General features: G+C 71.6%; 5 protein-coding genes. 3 read left to right on the forward strand and 2 right to left on the reverse strand.

What is annotated here, in order from left to right; translation table 11 throughout:
- Both ACFV9W_RS38980 and ACFV9W_RS38985 read left to right on the forward strand, forming a co-directional pair.
- Positions 1-459 (forward strand): alpha amylase C-terminal domain-containing protein (locus ACFV9W_RS38980; protein WP_385770854.1); only part of this gene is annotated, 459 nt, incomplete at its 5' end.
- 37 nt (positions 460-496) lie between these two features.
- Positions 497-1315 (forward strand): VOC family protein, encoded by an 819-nt coding sequence (locus ACFV9W_RS38985; RefSeq protein ID WP_385770856.1) that lies wholly within the window; start codon positions 497-499, stop codon positions 1313-1315.
- 32 nt (positions 1316-1347) lie between these two features.
- Here ACFV9W_RS38985 and ACFV9W_RS38990 read toward each other — a convergent pair whose 3' ends face one another.
- Both ACFV9W_RS38990 and ACFV9W_RS38995 read right to left on the reverse strand, forming a co-directional pair.
- Positions 1348-2814, reverse strand: coding sequence for a diacylglycerol/lipid kinase family protein (locus ACFV9W_RS38990; protein ID WP_385770858.1), 1467 nt, complete (start codon positions 2812-2814; stop codon positions 1348-1350).
- A 146-nt stretch (positions 2815-2960) separates the two neighbouring features.
- Entirely contained in the window at positions 2961-3449 is a 489-nt protein-coding gene (locus ACFV9W_RS38995; protein WP_385770860.1) for an STAS domain-containing protein, read from the reverse strand.
- A gap of 313 nt (positions 3450-3762) precedes the next feature.
- Between ACFV9W_RS38995 and ACFV9W_RS39000 the strand changes: the two genes are divergently transcribed.
- Positions 3763-4653: a SigB/SigF/SigG family RNA polymerase sigma factor gene (locus ACFV9W_RS39000; protein ID WP_385770862.1), complete on the forward strand. Its 891-nt coding sequence runs from the start codon at positions 3763-3765 to the stop codon at positions 4651-4653.
- Positions 4654-4726 lie beyond the last annotated feature (73 nt).

The following is a 4726-nucleotide window of genomic DNA, read 5'->3' on the forward strand; positions in this document are numbered from 1 at the left end:
CCCGACTGGTGGCTCCTCGACCCCGCCTACGGAGCCGAACCCGACCACCGCGGCATCCGCGACCTCGTCCGCGACCTCAACACCTGCTACCGGGCCGCCCCCGCCCTATGGGAACGCGACACCGACCCGACAGGCTTCCGCTGGGTGATGGCCGATGACGCGGACGACAACGTGCTTGCCTTCCTCCGCCACGCCGCGGACGGCAGCCCACTGCTGGCCATCTGCAACTTCGCGCCCGTACTGAGGGAGGGCGTCCGGATCGGCGTCCCACGGACGGCCTCCGGAGCATGGCAGGAAGTCCTCAACACCGACGCGGAGCGCTATGGCGGTAGCGGGGTCGCCAACGGCGCCTCCCTGGCGGCCGAGGAGTCGACGGCCTGCCACGGCCTGCCCGCTTCGCTGGAGGTGTGTCTTCCGCCGCTGTCCGCGCTATGGCTGACGCCGAAGGGCCACGCATGATGAACCGTTCCGCGAGCGCACGGCTGGTACGTACGAAATGAACACCTCCACGACAGCCCCATACGCAGATCCGAACAGCAACTCGGTGCTGGGCGCCCTCTGTTGGGTGAGCCTGTCCACACATGACCTGGCCGAGGCGGAAGACTTCTACCACGCGGTGCTGGGGTGGGACTGGCGCGTGAGCAGGCTGGGCGAGAGCTACCGGTTCGCGAGTGTGCGCGGGGTTCCGGTGGCAGGGATCTCCTCCACGGGGAGGGGCTCGATGCCCGGAGTGTGGACACCGTTCTTCGCCACGGCAAGCGCCGACGACACCGCGGCCCGCGGCCGCGAACGCGGCGGGACGACCGCGGTGGGGCCCCTGGCCTTCCCGCCGGGGAGAGCGGCCGTGCTCGCCGACCGGGACGGGGCGGTCTTCGGTGTGTGGGAGGGCGAGCTGGTGAGCGACTGGGAGAACTGGCGCCGGGCGGCGCCGACGTTCTTGGAGTTGCATACGCGCGATGCCTTCGACGCGACGATGTTCTACTCCGAGGTCCTGGGCTGGGCGTCCGAGGAGGGCGGATGCTGTGAGGTCCGCTACGAGGACGAGGAAGTCGTCCTGCGCAGCCGCGGTCAGGTCGTGGCCCGCATCCACTCGGGCGCGGTGGACTCGGCCCCCGACCCCCAGGTCCGGCCGCGGTGGCAGGTCCACTTCTCGGTCGACGACGTGGAGGCCTGCATGCAGGCAGCACGAACCCACGGCGGCCAAGCCCTGTCACTCGGAACGGATTCGTCCGAGGCACTCCTGACGGACCCGGGCGGAGCCGGATTCGTGGTGAACGCGAGGGCACCGGTGGCGCCGTCGGGCCAGGAAGTGTGACCCAAGCCGTCTCCGGTGCCTGGCGTTTGGTGTCAGCGCAGCCACTGGGCCTGGTCGGCGGGGCGGTACAGGGTGATCGCGTTGGTGATCTTGTCGAGGACGAGGTGCCGGTAGGTCGCCTCCGTGACTTCTCCGTCGTAGGCGAAGTGAGGATCGCCCTGCAGGACGTGCAGCTCGAGGCGGCGTACCTGGGCGGTCGTCAGGACCCGGGAGTTGTGCAGGGTTCCGGTCAGGACGGCGAGGAGGAGCCGGGTGCGGGCCAGCGGGGTGCCGGCCTCCACGGCGCGGATGTCGAGCAGCCCGTCGTCGAGCTGGGTGCGGTAGGTGGGGGCGAAACCGGCGGGGTGGTAGATGCCGTTGCCCGCGAAGAGCAGCCAGATGCTGCGTGGGCGGCCGTTGATGGCCACCGAGAGCGGGCTGCCGGTGGCCAGGACCTTGGCCAGGCCCACGGCCAGCGCGGGCCATTTGCCGATCCGCTCCTCCAGGCGTTCCCGGGCGTGGACGAGTTCGGAGTACACGCCGATGCTGAACGTGTTGAGGAACAGCTGCTGCCCGCCGTCGCCGACAGGAGTGTCGGGGGCCTCGTCGGATGCCTCGTCGGGCGACGCCTTTGGGCCGCCGTCCTCCGGGCCGGTGTGGGGGCCTTCGGGAGGTGTCGCCCGGCCCGCGTCGGCGGTGACCGCCTCGCCCTCCCGGACGGCGCGGGCGACATCCTCAAGGGTCTGGTTGCCGAGGTCGCCCGCGAAGTGGTTGAACGTACCGCCGGGGAAGACCGCGAGCGGTACGTGATGGCGCGCGGCCGTCGCGCCGGCCGCGTTGACGGTGCCGTCGCCGCCGCAGACACCCAGCGCACCGCCGTCCGCGAGAGCGCGCAGCGCCGCACCGTGGAGCAGGGCCAGGAGGTCGTCACCCGGTTCGAGGACGGTGATCGTGGCTTCGGGAAGGAGCGTGGGCAGCAGCGTCGCGGTGTCCTGGGACCAGGAGATGCCGGAGGACGGATTGACCACCAGATGCAGGCCCTTGCCGTCCTTGAGGGCCGGGGCCGGCCTGCGCGGGGGAGCTGCCGCCGCGGCGGCCTCCGGCTTGGCCGGCCACCAGCGGTAGGTGAGCAGCGCGGCGCTCACCCCCGCGACGATGCCCGCCGCGGCGCGCCCCCGGTGGGGGAGGTTCCCGCGGCCCCGCAGACAGGTCAGCCCGGCGGCGACGGGCAGCACGGCGAGGCCGTGGCGGGGCGACTCCACCGCGACCGCGGCGGCGAACGCCGCGGCCGACGCCACCGGGTTGGAACGCCGGGGGCCGGTGTCCGGGCGGGGTTTGGCCAGCGCCCGGTCCAGCGCGGCGACGATGCCCACGGATCCGACGCCGCGCAGTGCGGCCCGGCGGGCGCTCTGACCACCCGCCACGCCGAGCACGGCAGCGACGCCCAGCCACACGGCATCATGTCCGGCGGCGTTGAGCAGCACGCGCGCCGCGGAGTTCCCGCGCGTAACCCGCTTCACCGAGAAGGGCGCCTGGGGTCGTATTCCCCAACCAAGTGTCCTGCCCGCAAGTGTCTTGCCCGGTCGTCCAGGTCGCTTCATGCGCTCGCTACACCTCTGCCCATCGAGTCCAGTACGCGACGACCGGGCCCGACCGTGGCGTCCCGTCAGCTTATCGGCGCCTGATCTCCCCACGAGGGGCAGCAACCTGCAGGGGGCGAGGACGCGTATCCGGCGGCCGTCGGGCCGGAGTCCGGATGGTCGTGACCCGGGGGCGGCCAGCCGGGGCGATGCGCCTGGGGGAGGACCGTCAGCGCCTGACTCACGGTGGGGCGGCAGGGCAGGAGGTCGCTGCTGCCGGTCTGGGCGAGCAGATCGATCAGCCGTCGGCCGGGCCCGGCGAGCAGGAGCAGGCCCTCGCGGCGCCGCAGCAGCCAGCGGGCGGCGAGCAGGCAGTTGAGGCCGCGCGAGTCGCAGAACGTGAGCGCCGTGACGTCCAGCACGAGATGCCGGTGCCCGGCCAGCACGCGGGTTCCGATCGTGCGGAGGAAGAACTGCTCGCAATCCTGGTCGAGTTCCCCGCTCACGCGCAGCACCGCGCAGTGTTCGCAGCGCGTCAGTTCGGTGATGGACAGGCGGCTGGTCTGCGTGGACATCGCGGCTCCCTCCGGTCGTGCGGTCACGGTGTGTGAGGTGCGGTCGGCGCGGCCGCATCGCACGGCTTCTCGTTCCGGTTGCCACGGCGGTCTCCTCGTACGCGCCGAATTTCGCCAACGAGCGGAATCCGTCGCCAAGTTGAATGCCCGCAAAGTGTCGTGGTCGGGCGCGACCGGTGGAAGTGGAGGCGCGGCCGACGGGTTCGCGAATGTTACGGAGCGTCAAGTTCCGGGTGTGCGGGGGAAGATTGCGGGTATGGGTCGTGCACGCCGCACTCCCAACGGGGGAGTGCCTCCGGACCGAGGAGCGACGATGACGTCCCAGGCCACCAGCCATTCGGCGGCGCGGACCGATACGGCTGAGCGACATACGACCGGCCCGGGCGGTGTCGCTCCGTCGGCCGGTGTCCCGGGCCTTCCGTCACTCTCCGCCACGGACGCGCTCGCGCCGGCGGACATCCGTGACCTGTCGAAGTCGCTGTTCGCCCGGCTCGACGAGTTCGAGGAGGGCACCCATGAGTACGCCTACGCACGCAACACTCTGGTCGAGCTGAACCTCAATCTCGTGCACTACGCCGCACGGCGCCTGCGTGCTCACGGCGAGTCCTACGAGGACGTCGTGCAGGTCGGCACGATCGGTCTGATCAAGGCCATCGACCGCTTCGATCTGCACCGGGGAGCGGAGTTCACGAGCTTCGCCCTGCCCACCGTCATGGGCGAGATCAAGCGCTTCTTCCGCGACACGACGTGGGCCGTCCACGTCCCCCGGCGCCTGAAGGAGCTCAGCCTGCACCTCGACCGGGCGAGCACCCGCCTGGAGCAGGCGAACGGACACGCGCCCACCGTCGCCGAACTCGCCGCCCACCTCGGCCTCGACGAGGACGAGGTCGCCGAAGGCCTGAAGGCGACCAACGGCTGCACCGCCGCATCGCTCGACCGGTCGGCCGACCTGGGCGAGCCCGACGACACCTTGGCCGCCCACATCGGCAGCCAGGATCCCGAGTTGGCCAAGGCGGAGAACCTTCAGGCCCTCAAGCCGTTGATCGCCGCCCTCGCGCCCCGGGACCGCAAGCTTCTCGCGCTCCGGTTCGTCGACGAGCTGACGCAGGCCGAGATCGGAGGCGTCCTGGGCATCTCCCAGATGCAGGTCTCCCGCCGCCTCACTCGGGTGCTGAACCGGTTCCGGGCCCAGCTCGGCGCATAGGACGACCCGGGTCGGACCTCGGGGGGATCGGGCCGCGTGGAGGCCCGGGGAGGCGGAGTCGCTCCGCCTCCTG

The sequence above is a fragment of the Streptomyces sp. NPDC059897 genome, from assembly GCF_042730865.1.
In the GTDB taxonomy this organism is placed as follows: Bacteria; Actinomycetota; Actinomycetes; order Streptomycetales; family Streptomycetaceae; genus Streptomyces.